This is a genomic window from Pseudomonas sp. KH_050 (assembly GCF_057838875.1).
Map to the genome: position 1 here is coordinate 3,347,634 of NZ_CM174478.1, position 16,808 is coordinate 3,364,441.

At 61.0% G+C, this 16,808-nt stretch carries 10 protein-coding genes; 6 read left to right on the forward strand and 4 right to left on the reverse strand.

All coding sequences use genetic code 11. The annotated features are described in order from the left end of the window. Positions 1–12 precede the first annotated feature (12 nt). Positions 13–924: a universal stress protein gene (locus AC3IUA_RS15375; protein ID WP_489355032.1), complete on the reverse strand. Its 912-nt coding sequence runs from the start codon at positions 922–924 to the stop codon at positions 13–15. A 260-nt stretch (positions 925–1,184) separates the two neighbouring features. Here AC3IUA_RS15375 and AC3IUA_RS15380 point away from each other — a divergent pair, with 260 nt between their 5' ends. The 6 genes from AC3IUA_RS15380 to AC3IUA_RS15405 all read left to right on the forward strand — a co-directional run bounded on the left by AC3IUA_RS15380 (position 1,185) and on the right by AC3IUA_RS15405 (position 11,880). Then, positions 1,185–1,751 carry a GNAT family N-acetyltransferase gene (locus tag AC3IUA_RS15380; RefSeq protein ID WP_489355034.1) on the forward strand — a complete coding sequence of 189 codons (567 nt, stop codon included), beginning with the start codon at positions 1,185–1,187 and terminating at the stop codon, positions 1,749–1,751. A 246-nt stretch (positions 1,752–1,997) separates the two neighbouring features. Then, positions 1,998–2,564 carry a phosphoribosyltransferase family protein gene (locus AC3IUA_RS15385; RefSeq protein WP_489355037.1) on the forward strand — a complete coding sequence of 189 codons (567 nt, stop codon included), beginning with the start codon at positions 1,998–2,000 and terminating at the stop codon, positions 2,562–2,564. A 302-nt stretch (positions 2,565–2,866) separates the two neighbouring features. Next, positions 2,867–4,225, forward strand: coding sequence for a benzoate 1,2-dioxygenase large subunit (benA, locus tag AC3IUA_RS15390; protein ID WP_489355039.1), 1,359 nt, complete (start codon positions 2,867–2,869; stop codon positions 4,223–4,225). After that, entirely contained in the window at positions 4,225–4,713 is a 489-nt protein-coding gene (gene benB / locus AC3IUA_RS15395; RefSeq protein WP_489355041.1) for a benzoate 1,2-dioxygenase small subunit, read from the forward strand. Before benA ends, benB begins: the two co-directional genes overlap by 1 nt. A 168-nt stretch (positions 4,714–4,881) precedes the next feature. Beyond that, a complete protein-coding gene (gene catA / locus AC3IUA_RS15400) occupies positions 4,882–5,820 on the forward strand; it encodes a catechol 1,2-dioxygenase (protein ID WP_489355043.1) in 939 nt (312 codons plus the stop codon). Positions 5,821–6,264: 444 nt separating this feature from the next. Then, positions 6,265–11,880: a putative Ig domain-containing protein gene (locus tag AC3IUA_RS15405; RefSeq protein WP_489355044.1), complete on the forward strand. Its 5,616-nt coding sequence runs from the start codon at positions 6,265–6,267 to the stop codon at positions 11,878–11,880. A 278-nt stretch (positions 11,881–12,158) separates the two neighbouring features. Here the strand turns inward: AC3IUA_RS15405 and AC3IUA_RS15410 are convergent, their stop codons facing one another. From AC3IUA_RS15410 to AC3IUA_RS15420, 3 genes are read right to left on the reverse strand one after another with little or no spacing between them, the layout of a single operon-like run. Beyond that, positions 12,159–13,508 (reverse strand): TolC family outer membrane protein, encoded by a 1,350-nt coding sequence (locus AC3IUA_RS15410; RefSeq protein WP_489355046.1) that lies wholly within the window; start codon positions 13,506–13,508, stop codon positions 12,159–12,161. Between the two features lie 2 nt (positions 13,509–13,510). Next, complete coding sequence (locus tag AC3IUA_RS15415; RefSeq protein WP_489355048.1) at positions 13,511–14,875, reverse strand: HlyD family type I secretion periplasmic adaptor subunit; 1,365 nt, start codon at positions 14,873–14,875, stop codon at positions 13,511–13,513. Further along, positions 14,868–16,589, reverse strand: coding sequence for a type I secretion system permease/ATPase (locus tag AC3IUA_RS15420; protein WP_489355050.1), 1,722 nt, complete (start codon positions 16,587–16,589; stop codon positions 14,868–14,870). Before AC3IUA_RS15420 ends, AC3IUA_RS15415 begins: the two co-directional genes overlap by 8 nt. Between the last annotated feature and the right edge of the window lie 219 nt (positions 16,590–16,808).

Here is a 16,808-nt window from a genome sequence, read left to right on the forward strand (position 1 = left end):
GGCCTCGCATGGTTATTGGTGGCTCGGCGGTTTGACGGCCAGAATGCTGCCCGGTACCGAATACAGGGCGCGCTCCGTGGTACTGCCCAATATTCTGTCGATTCCCACGCGATGCACGGTGCCCATGACCACCACATCGGCCAGGTACTCCTCCACAAACTCACGAATCACGCTGACCGGCAGCCCCATGATGAAATGCCGGCGCTCGGGCGGTACGCCGTATTGATCGGCCAGTGTCACGAAAGCCGCGTGCAATGCCTCGCGCAACTCATCAATGAAACTGGAGCCCCATGACCCGCCGGCAAGTGGTGCATCGCCATTGAAGGCAGGTGTCAGATCATAGGCGTACAGCAGGTGCAGCGGAGCATCACATTGCAGGGCCAGTGCATTGGCAGTCTGGATGATTTTGTCGTTGAGGCCGCAGATAAGCGTCTGCGGGTTGGAGGGATCCACGGCCGCCACGACCCTGCGCGGCAGCCCGTGCCGGACCTGGTTGACCAGATGGACGGGCACCGGGCACCCGCGCAACAGGTGGCAATCAAGCGGGGTAACGAATACCCGCTTGAGTGCCGGTTCCAGCGTCACATCCTTGATCAGCATGTCGGGCTGAAACTCTTCAACATACTGCAGCATGTCCAACAGCGGTTGAGTGGTCCAGACCACCTCCGTGGTCACCTCCAGCCCTTGGCTGCGAAGCCGTCCGGCCTCGTCCAGCAACCATTCGCGATACCGCTGCAGGTAACGCTGGCTTGACGCCTCGTCAGTTACTTCCTCCCATAAATGATGTCGCGGTGGTGGTTCGACAAAGGCACAAAAGTGCAAGGCCGCGCCGCAGACCTTGGCTAAAGCGGCTGCTCGCAGCATCGCCGGAGACTGATGCAAGGTTTGATCGATAATCAGCAATAAACGTTGGTATTGCCTCATCACACACCTCGATTCGGGTAGCGCCGTGAGCGAATGAAACAGGCTGATCGCGTTGACACGACCAGCACGACATAGCCTCAAGGCTGCGCCCAAACACCTGCCTTGCGATTTGATTTACATCAAACTTATGGGGGTTCTGGTGTGGCTTGCGTGACATCTGATCCAGATCAAATTCTGGTTGCACCCAAGGTGTACAACATCACCAATCGCGTGGGCTGTTGCCACGCGGGTCATCTTCTACGCCTGATGGAGATCGCATCATGCTCACTATCGAAGACCAAAACACTCAAGCTGCCGCCACTTATGCTGCGGTGCCGGGTGAACACTGGATTGAACCGCTCTCGGACGGCCGGCATGTACTCATCCGACCGTTGTCGGCAGAAGACCGAGAGCGCGAATATAACTTCATCAAACGCTTGTCCGGCGAGTCACGGCATCTGCGTTTTCTCGAAGCCATTAACGAACCCGGTACGGCCCTGCTCGACCAACTGATGGACGTCGATTACCAGAGACGCATGGCGTATATCGCCCTGGTTCATGAAAACGGTGAACTGCTCGAAATTGGCGTCAGTCGCTATGCTGCCGGCACCGAGGAGTATCAATGCGAATGTGCGGTGACGGTCGCCGACGAGTGGCAGCACCTGGGGCTTGGGGTTGCCTTGATGCGCCATCTGATCACCGCCGCCCGCCAAAACGGCTTCCGCCAAATGTACTCCATTGACTCCGCCTCCAATACTCATATGCGTGAACTGGCGCACTTTCTCGGGTTTGAATGTTCCCGGGACCCCGACAATGCAACCCAGGTCATTTACCGCTTCAAGCTTTGAACGCCAGCGGTAGAAGCATGCGGCTCAGAGGGCCTGATTCAGGTCCTCTGAACCTTGGCCGGCTGCTCCAGCAATAAAAACGGCATGGGATTTCACCTTAGCCTATATGAAGGGGGAAACCTCTGGGTGCTGATCCTGTCCGACGCGTTGCCAGATCATTCCCCCTGGAGTTACCAAATGGGCAGCCACTCCGAAACCGCCACCATGTTCTAAGGTTAAACAGACAGTCACCGACGGGAGACTTCTATGCCGAGCACACCTGCGGGGCAGCGGTTGCGCTTGTACGATACCGATGAACTCAATGGCGTAATGCAAACGATGGCGCGCCATGCGGCAACTCTGTTGCCGGCCTCTCAAGCGGCACTGATCGGCATACAACGCCGCGGCGAGCCTTTGGCACGACTCTTACAGCAGCATCTCTCACAGCAGACAGGGCAGCCTGCAATGCCGCTCTTTCCACTGAAGGTCAAGCGCTATGCCGATGATCTTAGCGTGCTGCATTCACAGACGGAGTTGATCGAGAACCCGCTACTGGGCACGCTGGACCTTGCCAGCACCACCCTGTTAATTGTCGATGATGTACTTTTCGAAGGTCATTCGCTGTTGCGTACCTGCGCCTATCTGGCACAACTTGGCGCACGCCGGGTCTACACTGCGGTACTGGTCGATCGACACGTCTGCCAGCAGCCGGTCCATGCTCATATTGTCGGTGTGCATCTGCAAGTAGGTGCCAATGACATTGTCGAATGCAACGTGCCTCCCTATGAAGCAGAGTTTTGCATCGAGGTCCTGCGTCATGGTGCAGCCCGCTGATCTCGCTCCTTCCTGACCAAGTCGCTCTCCATGACAGCCTCTGAGGAGCCAGAGCATGCTCACTCAGCGCCCTATTCTGTTCGCTCTGCAAGGCAGTGAGCATTACGCGACCCGCGTGGCGCAGCTACGGGCGGTATTGCGCGCACATCATTGAAAACCGGGCATTGACCGTGCCGCCACCTATACCTCGATGCTCTGGTGAGCTGCATGAAACGGATAGAGGTCTGCAAGGATAGGATATTGCCCGGCCCGCCGACACTCCACCCTGTGCTTACCCAATAATAACAATGGAGTCTCAGACCATGTCCATCGGCATCGAGTATCTCAATTCTTTGCTTGAAGAAGACCCGGATCAAGGCGTTTACCGCTGCAAGCGCGAGATGTTCACTGACCCGCGGTTGTTCGATCTGGAAATGGAGCACATCTTCGAAGGGAATTGGCTGTACTTGGCCCATGAGAGCCAGATCCCCAACAAGAACGACTTCTACACCACCACCATGGGCCGCCAGTCGATCTTTATCGCGCGGAACAAGGACGGTGTACTCAATGCCTTCCTCAACGCCTGCAGTCACCGCGGTGCGATGCTGTGCCGGCACAAGACCGGCAACAAGGCGTCCTATACCTGCCCGTTCCATGGCTGGACCTTCAACAACTCCGGCAAGCTGCTCAAGGTCAAGGATCCGTCCGAAGCGGGCTACCCGTCGAGCTTCAACTGCGAAGGCTCCCACGACCTGACCAAGGTCGCGCGGTTCGAGTCCTATCGCGGTTTTCTGTTCGGCAGCCTGAACGCCGACGTAGTGCCGCTGGTCGAGCATCTCGGTGAGTCGGCGAAGATCATCGACATGATCGTCGATCAATCCGCCGACGGCCTGGAAGTGCTGCGCGGTTCGTCCAGCTACATCTACGAAGGCAACTGGAAACTCACCGCCGAGAACGGTGCCGACGGTTATCACGTCAGTTCCGTGCACTGGAACTACGCGGCCACCCAGAACCAGCGCAAACAGCGCGAGGCCGGCGACAGCAATCCGACCATGAGTGCCGGCAGCTGGGCCAAGCAGGGCGGTGGCTTCTATTCCTTCGAGAAGGGCCACATGCTGCTCTGGACCCGTTGGGCCAACCCGGAAGATCGTCCGCTGTACGAACGTCGCGATGAACTGGCCCAGGACTTCGGCAAGGCTCGCGCCGACTGGATGATCGAGAACTCGCGCAACCTTTGCCTGTACCCCAACGTGTACCTGATGGACCAGTTCAGCTCGCAGATCCGTATCGCCCGGCCGATCTCGGTCAACCAGACCGAAATCACCATCTACTGCATTGCGCCTAAAGGCGAGAGCGACGATGCCCGTTCCAAGCGCATTCGCCAGTATGAGGATTTCTTCAACGTCAGTGGCATGGCCACGCCCGATGACCTGGAAGAGTTCCGCTCCTGCCAGGTCGGTTATCAGGGCAGCGGTGGCTGGAACGACATGTCGCGCGGCGCCATGCATTGGGTCGAAGGGGCCGATGCGGCAGCACAGGAAATCGATCTGCACCCGCTGCTCAGCGGCGTGCGCACCGAAGACGAAGGTCTGTTCGTGCTGCAACACAAGTACTGGCAGGAGACCATGCTCAAGGCGCTCGCGGCCGAGCAGTCGAAAACCATTCCCGTGGAGGCCGTGTGATGAGCATTTCTCACGATGCGGTGCGCGACTTTCTCTACCGCGAAGCGCGCTACCTGGACGACAAGGACTGGGACAACTGGCTGGAGCTGTACGCCGCCGATGCGAGTTTCTGGATGCCGTCCTGGGACGACAACGACGAGCTGACCGAAGACCCGCAGCGGGAAATTTCGCTGATCTGGTACGGCAACCGTACGGGTCTCGAGGACCGAATCTTCCGGATCAAGACCGAGCGCTCCAGCGCCAGCGTGCCGGACACCCGGACCTCGCACAACATCAGCAATATCGAGCTGCTGGAAGTTGCCGATGGCCAGTGCAAGCTGCGCTTCAACTGGCACACCCTGAGCTTTCGCTACAAGACTGTGGACAGCTATTTCGGCACCAGCTTTTACACCTTGGATGTCAGTGGCGAACAGCCGCTGATCAAGGCCAAGAAAGTGGTGCTGAAGAACGACTACGTTCGCCAGGTCATCGATATCTATCACATCTGAATGAGGCCGTATTCAGCTGTTGTCTTCGCTGGGTGTCATGCCGCTTTGCTGCATGCCGCCAACTTCGGAAATGGCATTTTGAATGCGGTTCTATGAGTCAGCGCTGCTGACGTTTGGCCAGTACCGAAAAACCGTGGATTAACAAAACCATAAGAGAGGTTTACCAGCATGAACGTGAAGATTTCCCATACTCCCGAAGTCCAGGCCTTCTTCAAGGAAGTGAGCGGATTGGGTAATGACCAAGGCAGCCCGCGCCTGAAGCAACTGATGTTTCGGGTCGTCAATGAAATCGCGAAAATCGTCGAGGACATGGACGTCACCGAAGACGAGTTTTGGGTGCTGGTCGACTATCTGAATCGCTTGGGAGGCAGTAACGAGGCCGGCCTACTGGTGGCAGGTTTGGGCATCGAGCACTTCCTGGACTTGCTCCAGGACGCCAAGGATGAGCAGGTTGGTCTTGTCGGTGGTACTCCACGCACGATCGAAGGTCCTCTCTATGTGGCCGGTGCTCCGCTTTCTAAAGCAGAAGCTCGGCTGGATGACGGAAGCGAAGACGGTGTCGCCACTGCGATGTTTCTGCAAGGCGTGGTGCGCGATGCCGACGGCAATCCGGTGCCGGGCGCTGTGGTTGACCTCTGGCACGCCAATACCCAAGGGACTTACTCCTACTTCGATTCGCGCCAGTCGGAGTACAACTTGCGTCGACGTATCGTCACCGATTCCGAAGGCCGCTACCGGGCACGCTCCATCGTACCGTCGGGTTATGGCTGCAACCCTCAGGGTCCGACCCAGGAATGCCTGGACCAGCTGGGCCGCCATGGTCAGCGGCCAGCGCATATTCACTACTTCATCTCGGCGCCAGGCCATCGCCATCTGACGACTCAGATCAACCTCTCCGGGGACAAGTACCTGTGGGATGACTTTGCCTATGCTACCCGTGATGGTCTGGTAGGTCAGGTGAACTTTGTCGAGGGTAATGCACAGGCCGAAAAGCTTGGCATAGTGGGGCGTCACGCTGAACTTGAATTCGATTTCCAGTTGCAACATGCGCCGAGCCTCGAAGCCGAACAGCGCAGCAATCGTCCAAGGGCCTTGCAGGAGGGCTGAGTCGTCTGTCTGACGGGGAACCGGGCTAGCATTAATCCGAGGCCCGGTTCCTTTTGTTCAGCTTTCTTGAGGCTGGTTTCAAGCGGGTGATGCATGGGATCGCGTCTCATCGTCGCCCGCTGTTGCTCGACACCCGTGGCCACAGCCGGCGTGACCAGACGCGCACCACTGGTAGCGCCGATGGACGCCGTACCCGTGCCCACCTCTGCAATAGCTGATCGGGACAAGCCCGCTCCCACAGGGGCACCGCTCGCTACCTGAGCGAGCGTCAACAAAGCGTTACTTTTTTTAAAACGCCTCACAACCGCTGATCAGTTATCTCGGTTTTTTGACACTTCCCCGATATGCGGTCACAACTTTTACGCTCCGCCGGGTCAAAACACGGTGCCCGCCGATGGAATATTGGCATTTACCGAGGTTTTAGCCTGATACGGAGATATGCTCATGATTTTTAACGTACAGAATTTTGGCGCCAAAGGAGATGGCATCACTGACGACACAGCGGCGATACAAAGTGCAATTGATGCGGCGGCCGCTGCAGGCGGGGGGCAGGTGTATATGCCGACCGGAACTTATATCGTTTCGGGAGGTGAGGAACCTTCCGACGGCTGCCTGATGCTCAAGAGCAACGTCTACCTGTACGGCGACGGAATGGGCGCAACCACCGTCAAGGTGGCTGACGGCTCCGACACCAAGATCACGGGGATCATCCGCTCCGCCTATGGCGAGGAAACCCACGACTTCGGCGTCAGCAACCTCACCATCGACGGCAACCGTGACAACACCACGGGCAAGATCGACGGTTGGTTCAATGGCTACATTCCCGGCGAAGAAGGCTACGACTCCAACGTCACCCTCGACAGCGTCGAGATCAAGGATTGCTCCGGGTACGGTTTCGACCCCCATGAGCAGACCGTCAACATGGTCATCAAGAACAGCGTGTCCCACGGCAACGGCCTGGACGGTTTCGTTGCTGACTTCCTCAGCGACAGCACCTTCGAAAACAACGTCGCCTACGACAATGACCGGCACGGTTTCAACGTCGTTACCAGCACCCACGACTTCACGCTCACCAACAACGTTGCCTACAACAATGGCGGCAGTGGCATCGTGGTGCAGCGCGGCAGTGAGAACATCCCCTCCCCCAGCAACATCACCATCACCGGTGGCGAGGTGTACGGCAACGGCGCCGAAGGGGTGCTGATCAAACTGTCCAGCGAGGTGACCGTCAGCGGCGTCGACATTCACGACAACGCCAGCGCCGGTATCCGCATCTACGGCAGTAACCACGTCGAGATCATCGACAACACGCTTAACAATAACTCCCTGGGCAGCCCCGTACCGGAGATCATCATCCAGTCCTACGACGACACCCTGGGTGTGTCCGGCAAGTACTTCAACGGCAGCGATAACACCATCCAGGGCAACATCATCAGCGGCAGCAACCTGTCGACTTACGGCGTTGCAGAGCGCAATGAAGACGGCACTGATCGCAACGCCATTATTGGCAACACTATCAGTCACACCAGCAAGGGTGCCACGCTGGTCTATGGTGACGGCAGCTACGTCAGCGCCACGGTGCCAATGACCACCGTGCAGGGTACGGCTGGCAACGACACCCTGCTGGGCAGCGCCGCCAGCGAGATTTTCTACGGCGGTGCCGGCAACGACACCATCAATGGCGGGGCCGGTGGCGACATTCTGGTGGGGGGGGCAGGCATCGACAAACTCACCGGCGGTACCGGCGCCGATACGTTCCGTTTCGCCGCTCAGTCCGACAGTTACCGTAACGCAACCGCAAGCTTCGATGACACCATCACCGACTTCGACGTCACCCAGGACAAGATCGACCTCGCCGGCCTCGGTTTCACCGGCCTGGGCAATGGCCGCGGCGGCACCCTGCAGGTCAGCTACAGCGCCAGCAGCGACCGCACCTACATCAAGGACTACGATGCCGACGCCAGCGGCAATCGCTTCGAGTTGATTCTCTCGGGCAACCTCGCCAGCACCCTGACTGCCAGCAACTTCATTTTCAATCGGGTGGTCACCGGCACCAGCGGCAGCGACTCGCTGCTGGGTAGCGATTCGGCCGACACCCTGCTCGGCCTGGCGGGTAACGACAGCCTCAGTGGCGGCGCGGGCGACGACAAGCTCGACGGCGGCGCCGGCATGGATACCCTCACCGGTGGCGTCGGGGCGGACACCTTCGTGTTCTCCAATCGCCTGGACAGTTACCGCAACTACAACACCGGCGGTGTCAACCTTGGCGACCTGATCACCGATTTCGATATCAGCGCCGACAAGATCGACCTCTCGGCCATGGGTGTCACCGGCCTGGGGGATGGCAGAAACAACACCGTATACATGGTGCTCAATACTGCTGGCACCAAGACTTACATCAAATCCCTGACCGCCGACGCCAATGGCAACCGCTTCGAAGTGGCGCTGGACGGCAACTACCTCAACACACTGACCAGCGCCAACTTCGTCTTCGCCACGTCGTCACCGACCAACCAGGCACCGGTGCTGGCCACGCCGCTGCTGGATCAGAACGCGACCGAAAACACCCCATTCAGCTACGTGGTGCCGGCCACCAGCTTCACCGATCCGGATAACGACAGCCTCAGCTACACCGCCAAACTGGCCAATGGCAGCGCCCTGCCCGGCTGGCTGACCTTCGATGCAGCCACCCGTACGTTCAGCGGCACACCCAGCGACACCGCGTCGGGCACTTACTCCATACAAGTCACCGCGACCGACGGCAGCAACGCCACCGTTAGCGACAGCTTTACCCTCGCCGTGCAGGACGTACCCGCCACACCCACTGTGATCAATGGCACGCCGAACAACGACACGCTGACCGGCACCGCAGCCAACGAACAACTGTTCGGTGGCGCCGGTAACGACACCCTTAATGGCGGCGCGGGCAACGACATCCTGGTCGGTGGCACCGGCGTGGACAAACTCACCGGCGGCGCGGGTGCCGATGTGTTCCGCTACACCTCAACACTCGATAGTTACCGCACCAGCTCCACCAGCGCCAGTGACCAGATCCTCGATTTCGACGTGGCCGCCGACAAGATCGATGTCTCCGCGCTCGGTTACACCGGCCTGGGCAATGGCCTGAATGGCACGCTGCAAGTGACCTACAGCGCTTCGAGCAACCGCACCTACCTCAAGGACCTCACCGCCGACGCCAACGGCAACCGCTTCGAAGTGTCGCTGGCGGGCAACCTGGTGAGCAGCCTGACGGCCAGTCATTTTGCCTTCGCCAACCAGAACCCCCCCAGCAACGTGGCGCCGGTGGTGGCCATCCCCCTCGTCGACCAGAACGCCACCGAAAGCACGCCGTTCAGCTACACCATGACCCATGACAGCTTCACCGACGCCAACCAGGATGTATTGACCTACACCGCGACCCTGGCCGATGGCAGCGCCCTGCCCGCGTGGCTGAGTTTCAACACCACCAACCTGACCTTCACCGGCACGCCGACCAGCACCGCGTCCGGCAATTACAACGTGCTGGTCAAGGCCACGGACCCGGCCGGTGCATCGGTCAGCGATAGCTTCGCCCTGGTCGTGGCCGATGCGCCCGCCAACACCGTCACCGGCACCAACAATGCCGAAACCCTCAACGGCACGGCGGGTGCAGACCTGATCCTCGGCCTCGGTGGCAACGACACGATCAAGGCCGGCACTGGCGCCGACACCGTCGACGGCGGCGCCGGACGCGACTCGCTGTACGGCGGCGACGGTGCCGACACCTTCCGCTACACCAACGTGCTCGACAGCTACCGCGACTACGACACCGGCGGTGTCACGGCCACCGACACGATTTATGACTTCACCGCGGGTGTCGACAAGATCGATGTTTCAGGCCTGGGCTTTGTCGGCCTTGGCGATGGCAGCAATGGCACGCTGTACATGACCCTCAACGCGGCCGGCGACAAGACCTACATCAAGTCCGCCGAAGCGGATGCCGATGGCAATCGTTTTGAAATCGCCCTCAGCGGCAACTACCTCAACACCCTGACCGCCAGCGACTTCGTGTTCGGCGAGCGCGCCCAGCAGGACATCCTCTACCTGCCCACCCTCGGCCAATCCAATGCGCGCCTGCTGCGCATGACGGAGGACGACGATCAGTCCGGCACCTCGATGCTGGTCGAGGACCTGGACCGCTACACCCCCTATGACGTGCGCAGCCAGTTCACCGATGCCGATGGCAACGGCATCGACATCGCGGTGGGTGGCAGCACGGTCAACGGCCTGTCGACCCTGAGCGCCGAGGAACTCAAGTTGTGCTGGTGGCTGACCGACACCAACCAACCCGGACCTGCGCTGTTGCGTGCCGTGGCGTTGCTTCGGGACCAGCTCACCGAACTGCAATCCATCGATAACGTCACCATGGGCATCATTTGGGGCCAGGGCGAGGAAGCCGCCCAGGAGATCGCCCGCGCCACGGACAAAACAGCGGCAGCGGCGGCCTACAAGGCCGCGACCCTGAAGGTGTTTGATTACCTGCATGCCCAGTTCGGCAGTTTCAGCGTGTACATGATGGAAACCGGCCACTACCAGCAGGACGCGGCGCGTGCCCGTGGTTATTCGGAAGAGAAGATTGCCTCCATCGTCGAGGGGGTTGGCTATGTCCGCGCCGCCCAGGAAGCCATCGCCGCCGAGCGCGCCGACGTCAAGCTGGCGGTGGACTACACCGACCTCCCCTTGCGCTACGAAGTCGATCCGCTGGTGTATCCCGACGACGTCTGGCACCTGCACGAGGAGTCGGCGGAGATCGTTGGCCAGCGCCTGGCCGACTACATTGCCGATGACCTTGGCTTCCAGGGCAACCCCAACGACAACAACAGCGTGCAGGACATTTTCGGCAACGCCCAGAACCAGGGCGGGATGATTTCCGGTACCGACCAGGCGGATACCCTGGTGGGCAGCTCGGGCAACGACACGCTGGATGGCGACCTGGGTGCCGACACCACGACCGGTGGCGATGGCAACGACATCCATGTGGTCGATAACGCGTTCGACAGCGTGGTGGAAACCAACACCTCGACCTCGCAGATCGATACGGTGCAGGCCTCGGTCAGTTGGACCCTGGGCGCCAATCTCGAGAACCTGGTGCTCACCGGCGTGTCGGACATCGACGGCACCGGCAATGAGCGGCGCAACTTCATCACCGGCAATGCCGCCAATAACGTGCTCGATGGTTCCGCAGGGGCCGACAGCATGAGCGGTGGCGATGGCAACGACACCTACTATGTCGACGACGCCGACGACACCGTGATCGAGACCAACAGCAATGCGGCGCCTGGAGGGATCGACAGCGTGCACAGCAGCCTGGCGGCCTATACCCTTGGCAACAACGTCGAGCATCTGTATATCGATAGCACTGGCGCCGCCAATGGCACGGGCAACGCGCTGGACAACACGCTGTTCGCCGGAGCCGGCAACAACGTGCTGGACGGGCGCGATGGCAATGACACCGTGTCTTTTGAACGCGCCCAGTCCGGCGTTACCGTAAACCTCTCGACGTCAGCGCAACAAAACACCGTGGGTTCCGGGCTCGACACCTTGAAAGTCTTCGAGAACCTGACGGGAAGCGCCTACGCCGACAGTCTGTCGGGCAACAGCGCCGCGAACGTTCTGAACGGTGGTGCGGGCAACGATACGCTGGTGGGCGGTTCGGGCGATGACCGGCTGATCGGCGGTGCAGGCACCGACAACCTCACCGGTGGCACTGGCGCGGATACCTACGCGTTTGGTGCGCTGTCGGACATGGGCGTCGGGGCTCTGCGCGATGTGATCAACGGTTTCAAGAGTACCGAGAGCGATCATCTGGATTTCACCGGCCTGGACGCCAACCCGCTGACCGCCGCTGTCGACGCCTTCACCTTCATCGCCAGCAACGCCTTCGACCCTGCCAACGCCACCGGCCAACTGCGCTTTGCCGATGGCATTCTCTACGGCAGTGTCAACGCCGACGCCAGCCCCGAGTTCGAATTCGAACTGGTGGGTGTCAAGGAGCTCAACGCCAGCGACTTTACAGCCTGAGTCAAGCCCACATCCTGTGGGAGCGGGCTTGCCCGCTCCCACAAAGGGTTTGCAGTGCCCGAAAAATCGAGGACAAACCATGTCCCCGAACACCTCCACTCGGCCTGCCGAAGGGGCGGGTAGATCAAAAGCCAAAGCAACGGCAAAAGCGAGGCGGCCTACGCGTCCCCCTGTAGGAGCTGCCGCAGGCTGCGATCTTTTGATCTTGATTTTGTGGGGCTTGCTCGTGATGAAGGTGGCTCTGGCGTCAATCTTGAACCTGGTTGCAACCCTACGACTCAAAACAGGCTTTGCACCTGCTCCAGGACCGCGCGGTTCATCTGGCCGGTGTGGGTGTGCAGGCTCACATAGCTTTGCAGCATGTCGAGCTTGGTGTTGAGCAGGTCTCGGCGGGCCTGGAACACCCGCTGCTGTGCATCAAGAATATCCACCGTGGAACGCACTCCACCCTGGAAGCCTTTTTCCGTCGAGGTCAGGGCTCGCTGATTGGACTCCACCGCCCGCTGCATCGCCTTGCTCTTGGCGAACCCGGCCACGACGCCCAGATAATCGGCCTCGATGTCCTCGGCCAACTGTTGACGCTGCACATCGTAGTCGGACTGGGCTCCGGCCAGTTGCGCTTCGGCCTTCGCCACCGAAGCGCGTACCGCCCCGCCGCGATACAACGGAATATCCAGCTCAATCCCCACGTAATAAGAATCCTGGCGCGGATCGAGGTCCTGGTACTGAGGGCTTTCCCGGCGGGTCAGCTGGGTGGTCAGCGACAAGGTCGGATAATGCCCGGCGCGCTGGCTGTCGGCCTGCGCCTCGGCGACTTTCACCGCCGCCAGCCGGGCCGCCAGCTCGGGGCTGGCTTCACGGGCAATCGCGGTCCAGTACGACAAATCCCGCTCCGGCGCAATGGGGCTACCGGCGGGCAGTTCTTCGCGCATCGGCTGGATGTCGTCGATGGGCACGCTGGCGCGACCGGACAAAGCCCGCAGCGCAGCCATGCGGCGGGCCTGGGCTTCGGCCTCCTGGGCCTCCACCAGATCGAGCCGCGCCTGGGCCTCATCGATGTCGGTGATCGTGCCCTGGCCGCCCTGATAAAGCTTTTTGCTCTGTGTGACCAAGCCATTGATGGCCGTCTTTTGCTGGGCGATCAACTTGATCTCGTTCTCGGCCCGGGCGATGTCGAAATAGCCTTTGGCAACCCGGTCGTACAGGGTCTGGCCGGCAACGTCGAATTGCTGGGTACCCAACTGCCCCCGCGCCTTGCCCTCCTGGTACGCCGCCCAGCGCCCCTTGTCATAGAGCGGTTGTTGCGCCGCCAGGGTGACGTTGTTCGCCTGGTAATCGTTACTGTTGACGTAGCTGCGGTCGTCGCCGCCATCGATACGTCCGCCGTAGCCGTAGCGCGACGTCAGCGACACGTGCGGATAGAGGCCGCCGCGGCCAATCGCCTCTTCATGCTTCGAAGCATCAAAGGCATGGGCCGCCGATTGCACGGTCGGGTCATTGAGACGCGAGGCGTCGTACGCAGCGGTCAGGTTCAGGCCTCCTTCGGCGGCCCCTACGGGATTGATCGCGGCCCAGCTGGTACACAAACCCAGTAGTACAGCGCAGCGATAGCGGCAACGGTCGGTCATGCTCATTCCTCTTTGAAGGCCGCAAGCAAGCGTTCACGCAAAGGTTTCATCAGGTAATTCATCAAGGTGCGTTCCCCCGTCACCACCGTGACATCGGCAAGCATGCCGGGGCGCACCAGCAGGCCGGCGGCCTGCAGCGAGGCGACGGTGTCGGCGGGAATTTCGACCTTGGCGGAAAAGTACGGCTGGTGCGTCTGTTCATTGATCAACTGGTCCGCCGACACCGTAGTCACCGTGCCGGTGACGGTCGGCGTATCCACCCGTTGCAGCGCGGTGAAATGCACGTGCACCGGCAGGCCCGGGCGCAACTTGTTGGCCATCAGCGGCTCGAAACGCGCGGTGATCGCCATCGGCGCATCCAGCGGCACCACCTGCATCAGGGTTTGACCGGCCTGTGCAACGCCCCCGACCGTGTGGATGCTCACGTCCATGACCTGCCCGGACACCGGCGCACGGATCGCACCGTTGTCGACTTCAAACTGCAAGGCATGAATCTGATCGGCATAACCTGCCGCCTCGGCAGAGACCTCGCTGAGCCGGGTTTCGGCATCGCGGCGAAATTCCTGCTGCGCCTGCAAGGCCTTGAGCCGGCTTTCGTTGATCGCCTGGCGGGTCCTGCCGACATCGCCCACCCCGGAGGCAATCTGCCCGGCCATTTGGGCTGCGTTGCGCTCTGCCTCGAAGAGTTTATTGCGCGCAACGTAGCCTTCACGGGCCAAATCGCGCAGGCCTTCCAGCTCCTGCTGCTGGAAGCGCATCTGCGCCTCGTAGTTGCGCTTGACGCCTTCGTAGCCGAGCAATTGCTGCTGCAATGCCGCGGTTTCGTGTTCGATGATCTGCAAGCGGCTGCCCAGTTCTGCGCGGCGGGTCACAAACAACTGGCTCTGCAAGGCCATGGCAGCCTTGACCCGCGGCTCGTCGGCGCGTTCCAGCAGTTCAGCGGGCCATTGGATCTCGGCTGAGCCCAGGCGCTCGGCAATCAACCGGGCCTCGACGCTGCGATCGTTGAGCAACTTGCCCAGGGTCACGTCCAGTTGCGACTGCGCCTGCACCGTATTGAGCTGCACCAGCAACTGCCCCTGGGTGACGCGGTCGCCATCGCTGACCAGCAGCTTTTCCACCACCCCGCCGACCAACGACTGCACCGCCTTGCGCTCGCCCGCCACCACCACGGTGCCGCTGCCCACGACACCCTGGTCGAGCGGCGCCAGGCAGGCCCAGAGCAGGAAGCCACCCAGCGTCAGGACCAGGAAACCCACACCATAGCGTGCCGCACCGCTGGCGTCGGTACTGGCGTTGGGCAGCGTTGTGGTGCTACGCACGCTCAGGCCTTGCTCGGTTTGTGCCTCAGGGGTCAGATCACGCATCTTCGCCAGCCTCCCTGACCTCGGCCGGCCTCGGCCCCGGCATCAATGCCTTGAGCACCCGGTCCCGTGGACCGAATGCTTGTTGAGTGCCGTCCTTGAGCACCAGGATGTGATCGACCACCGCCAGCACATTAGGCCGGTGGGTAATCAGCACCACCGTGCTGCCAGCGGCCTTGAGCGCACTGATGGCCTGCACCAGCGCCAGCTCTCCGGCTTCATCGAGGTTGGAGTTGGGCTCATCGAGCACGATCAGCGACGGGAGCCCATACAGCGCGCGAGCCAGGCCCAGGCGTTGCTTTTGCCCACCGGACAACCCAAGCCCGCCGGGGCCCAGCGGCGCGTCGTAACCCTTGGGGAACCTCAGGATCATCTCGTGAATGCCGGCGTGACGCCCGGCGGCGATGATCTTGTCGGCGTCTTGCTCGCCGAAGCGGGCAATGTTGTCGGCCACACTGCCGTCGAACAGCTCGATGTCCTGCGGCAGGTATCCAAGGTGCGGACCCAGGGCGTCATGGGACCATTGACTGATTTCGGCGTCGTCCAGTCGCACCGACCCGCCCATGGCCGGCCATACCCCGACCAGCGCCCTGGCCAGCGTTGATTTACCACTGGCGCTGGGGCCGACGACGGCGAGCACATCACCTTTGACCAGGCTGAAATTGATGCCCCGCAGGATCGGTTGCGAGGCGCCGGGCGGGCCGACATACAACTGCTCCAGGCGCACCGCGCCGGTGGGCGGTGGCAAAGGCATGCGCAGGCGCTCGCGCGGATGCTGGGCAAGCAGTTGGCTCAGGCGCTGGTAGCTCTGGCGGCCGGAGTTGAATTGCTTCCACGAGCCAATGGCGATTTCCACGGGCGCCAGGGCACGCCCCAGCAGCAGCGACATCGCAATCATCATGCCCGCCGACAATTGGCCTTCAAGCACCAGCAACGCCCCCAGGCCCAGGGCCAGCGACTGTCCGGAGATGCGCACGAAACGGGTGGTAGACGTGATACGCGCGCTGCGATCGCTGGCATGGGCCTGGGCGGCAATGATGCGTTGCTGCAGAAGGCTCCAGCGCTGGCGCAACGGCCCGAGCATGCCCAGGGCCTGGATGACTTCGGCATTGTGTAATGTACTGTTTACATAGCTCGACGACTGCACGCCCAGGCGATTGGCTTCGCCCAGGCGCGTGCGAGTCGCCAGCTCGCCCCACAGCGCCAGGCCGATCAGCACCAGGGCCAGAACCAGCGTCAGCACGCCGAACCAGGGATGAAAGATGAACGCCACCAGCAGGAAGATTGGCAACCACGGCGCATCGAGCAAGGCAATCAGGCCCTGGCCGGTGATCAACTGCCGCAGCGTCGCCAGATCGGTGAGCACCTGCGCCGGGTTGGCGTTGTGCTCGCGCAGGCTGCGGGCGAAGGCGGCGTCGAAAATCCGCTCGCCCAAGGCATCGTCCAGCCCCGCGCTCATGCGAATCATCACCTCGCCGCGTGCCCACTCGATCAGGGCGCTGAACATGAACAGTCCCAGGGCGATCAAGGTGAGCATGAACAAGGTGGTTTCGTTGCGGCTGGTGAGAACCCGGTCGTACACCTGCATCATGTAGAGCGACGGCACCAGCACCAGCAGGTTGATCACCCCACTGAACAGCGCCAGCGACCAGAACACCCGGCGATAGCTTAATAAAGCGGCATCAATGTCATGACGCGGATCGAGAAGCAAACCCATAGAATGTTGCTCGCAAAAGAAATAGTCGGTCCAGGACGCAATCCATCGCGGGCGTTTTGCCCTAAGGGGAGAAAACACTATATGTAACCTGACGTGCCGCTATCAGAGACAGTCCTCGTCTCTACCGGCGCCCATTACTGACAACGCGACGACGGGTTAGTGCCGGTTCTACGGGCCGGGTTTTCATGTGGGTGACGGGCGGGAATGTTGCACAGTGCC